Origin of the sequence: Methylobacterium sp. WL18 (genome assembly GCF_008040015.1) — a bacterium.
Taxonomy (GTDB): domain Bacteria; phylum Pseudomonadota; class Alphaproteobacteria; order Rhizobiales; family Beijerinckiaceae; genus Methylobacterium; species Methylobacterium mesophilicum.
This window is the reverse complement of the sequence record NZ_VRVD01000570.1, coordinates 1-3,037: the sequence shown is the minus strand read 5'-3', so window position 1 is coordinate 3,037 and position 3,037 is coordinate 1. Positions and strand designations below refer to the sequence as shown.

General features: G+C 71.2%; 3 protein-coding genes. 1 reads left to right on the top strand and 2 read right to left on the bottom strand.

The genetic code is table 11. From position 1 onward, the window contains the following. The first annotated feature begins 343 nt into the window (after window positions 1-343). On the top strand, window positions 344-1,144 hold the full coding sequence (locus FV228_RS25110; protein WP_147857037.1) for a DUF502 domain-containing protein: 801 nt from the start codon (window positions 344-346) through the stop codon (window positions 1,142-1,144). A 74-nt stretch (window positions 1,145-1,218) separates the two neighbouring features. Here FV228_RS25110 and FV228_RS25105 read toward each other — a convergent pair whose 3' ends face one another. Then, entirely contained in the window at window positions 1,219-1,542 is a 324-nt protein-coding gene (locus FV228_RS25105; RefSeq protein WP_147857036.1) for a hypothetical protein, read from the bottom strand. A 323-nt stretch (window positions 1,543-1,865) separates the two neighbouring features. After that, on the bottom strand, window positions 1,866-3,037 hold a 1,172-nt coding region (locus tag FV228_RS25100), incomplete at its 5' end, for an ATP-dependent DNA helicase RecG (protein ID WP_147857035.1).

Sequence of the window (3,037 nt, the reverse complement as noted above, 5' to 3'; positions counted from 1 at the left end):
CCCGGAGGCCGCCGCCGCCGAGGCGCACCGCCTGGCGGGCGCCGTGATCGGGCATCGCGGCGCGGTGATCCCCCGGGAGGCGATGCCGGCCCTGGCCTTCTGAGTATCGGGTTTCCAAAGGGCTTTGCCCTTTGGCCGGGTTCGGGGGTGGGCCCCTGAAGAGCAGCAGGGCTCCGCCCTGCACCCGCAAAGGTCGACGACCTTTTGGGTCCGGGACCTTTCCGTCGGGTCACATACGGCCCGCCGCCCTTGAGGCTGACAAGCGCAGCCGCTACCTGTGCCCTCGGGGGACCGATCGCCCCCAGGCAGGATCGCCGCAGGTCGAGCGGCCGAGAGGGCACCCGTGGCGCCGAGTTCCCCGCCGATTCAGGCTCCCGAGCCCGACGCATCCGCGCCCGGCCCCGCCACCCCGAAGACGCGCGTCAGCGCGCGGGGACGGCTGCGCACCTATTTCCTCACCGGCGTCATCGTGGCCGGCCCGCTGGCGATCACCGCCTACATCACGTGGTGGTTCATCGCGCTGATCGATTCCTTCGTGAAGCCGCTGGTGCCGGCGAACTACCTGCCGGACCATTACCTGCCGTTCTCGATCCCCGGCCTCGGCCTCGTCATCGCGTTCCTGGCGGTGACGCTGCTGGGCTTCCTCACCGCCAACCTCGTCGGCCGCTCGGTGATCGAGTTCGGCGAGGTGCTGCTGGCCCGCACCCCGGTGATCTCCGGCCTGTACAAGGGCCTGCGCCAGATCTTCGAGACCCTGTTCTCGGCCAACGGCACATCGTTCCGCACGGTCGGCCTGGTCGAGTTCCCGGTGAAGGGCACGTGGTCGGTGGTGTTCCTGTCGGCTCCGGCCTCCCCGGAGGTCGAGGGCGCGCTGCAGGCCCGGAACGCCGCCGGCGCCGACGAGATGGTCGGGGTGTTCCTGCCCTGCGCGCCCAACCCGACCACGGGCTTCTTCTTCTACCTGCCGCGCTCGGCGGTGGTGGAGCTGCATATCAGCGTCGACGACGCGGCCAAGCTGGTGATGTCGGCGGGCGTGATCCAGCCGGAGGACCCGCAGGGTCGGCTCCATGCCATGGCGGCGTCCCTGCGGACGGCGCAGCAGGCGGGCGACCCGGCGGCCCACCGGGAGCCGCAGGACGCGTGAGGCCCAACGGAAAGGGCCGCCCCGCGCGCGCGGGACGACCCTGAAATCCGTCGGTCAGCCTGAATTCGTGCGGCTCAGCGCTGCAGCGAAGCCGTCTGCGGCGCGATGGTCGGCGGCGTGGCCTGGGCGACCGTCACGGCGCTGCGGGTCGGAGTCGGGGTCCAACCGGTGGCGCACTGGATGGTCAGGGCCAGGCCGAGCGCGATGCAGAGCCCGTTGGCGGCCAGCCAGAAGGGACGCGCGGCCCGCCGGACGGCGGCCTGCAGATCCTCCGACGTCTTCGTCACCGCTGCAACGGCGCCGTCCGAGATCGGCAGCAGCCAGGGCTCGGTCGGCAGGGCTTGGATACCGGCCATCTCGTGGGAGCCCGGCAGGTTTTGGAACAGTCCGTTCGACATGTCCGTCCTCCAGATTCGTCCGTGATGTCCCGGCTTACCGGGCCATTCGTTCATCTACAGTTAAGGGACGATTGTGGCTGATGCAAGGTCAAGGCTCCTGCCTACGCGCTCTCCCACCGCCGCGAGGCCGGCCCCGGAGCGCCGGCGGCTCAGCACAAGTCACTGTAAAACATAGACCTTTACCGCAAGACGTGCTCCGCGTGCATCAGCCGGCGGTTGCGTGCGGTTTGTTCCCTGGCGCGCAGGCCCGCGGTGGCGCCTTCCTGAACGGGGGGCTTTCCTGAACGGCGCCGTTCAGGAAAGCCGCGGCTCGGACGACTCGGTCAGCCGGCCCCGATCAGCCGGATCGCGGCGTCGCGCTCGAACAGGTAGAGCAGGACCCGCAACGCCTGGCCGCGCGGGCTCTTCAGGCCGGGATCGCGCTCGACGATCATCCGGGCATCGTCCCGGGCGGCCACGAGGAGGTCGCCGTCGCTCTCGAGCCGCGCCAGCCGGAAGGCGGCGAGGCCCGACTGACGGGTACCGAGCACCTCGCCCTCGCCGCGCAGCTTCAGGTCGGCCTCGGCGATGCGGAAGCCGTCCTCGCTGTCGCGCATCATCTCCAGCCGCGCCCGCGCCACCTGCCCGAGCGGCCCGCGGTAGAGCAGCAGGCAGGACGACGCCTTGGAGCCGCGCCCGACCCGGCCCCGGAGCTGGTGCAGCTGCGCCAGGCCGAACCGCTCCGCATGCTCGATCACCATGATGGTCGCCTCGGGCACGTCGACCCCGACCTCCACCACCGTGGTCGAGACCAGGACCTTGGTCTCCCCGGCGGCGAACCGGGCCATGGCGGAATCCTTCTCGGGCCCCGGCATCTTGCCGTGGATCAGACCGACCGCGTCGCCGAAATGCTGCTTCAGGTCGTCGAAGCGCTCGGCCGCGGCGGCGAGGTCGATGAACTCGGATTCCTCCACGAGCGGGCAGATCCAGTAGACCCGCTCCCCCGTGGCGATCGCCCGGGCGAGCCCCGCCACGACCTCGTCGATCCGCTCGGTCGGCAGGGTGAGGGTACGGATCGGCTGGCGGCCGGCGGGTTTTTCGTCGAGGACCGAGACGTCCATGTCGCCGAAGAAGGTCAGCGCCAGGGTGCGCGGGATCGGCGTCGCGGTCATGACCAGGAAGTCCACCGCCTCGCCCTTGGCGCCGAGCGCCAGGCGCTGGTGCACGCCGAACCGGTGCTGCTCGTCGACCACCGCCAAGCCGAGATCGCGAAAGGTCACCGCCTCCTGGAACAGGGCGTGGGTGCCGACCAGGATGTCGATCTCGCCCGCCGCGAGGGCGGCGAGCGTGCTCTTGCGCTCCGAGGCCCGGTCGCGGCCGGTCATCAGGCGCAGGCGTAGACCGCCGGCCAGCGGCTGCAGCCGCTCGAAATGCTGCCGGGCCAGGATCTCGGTGGGCGCCATCAGGGCGGCCTGGCGCCCGGCCTCGACGGCCGAGGCCAGGGCGAGCAGGGCCA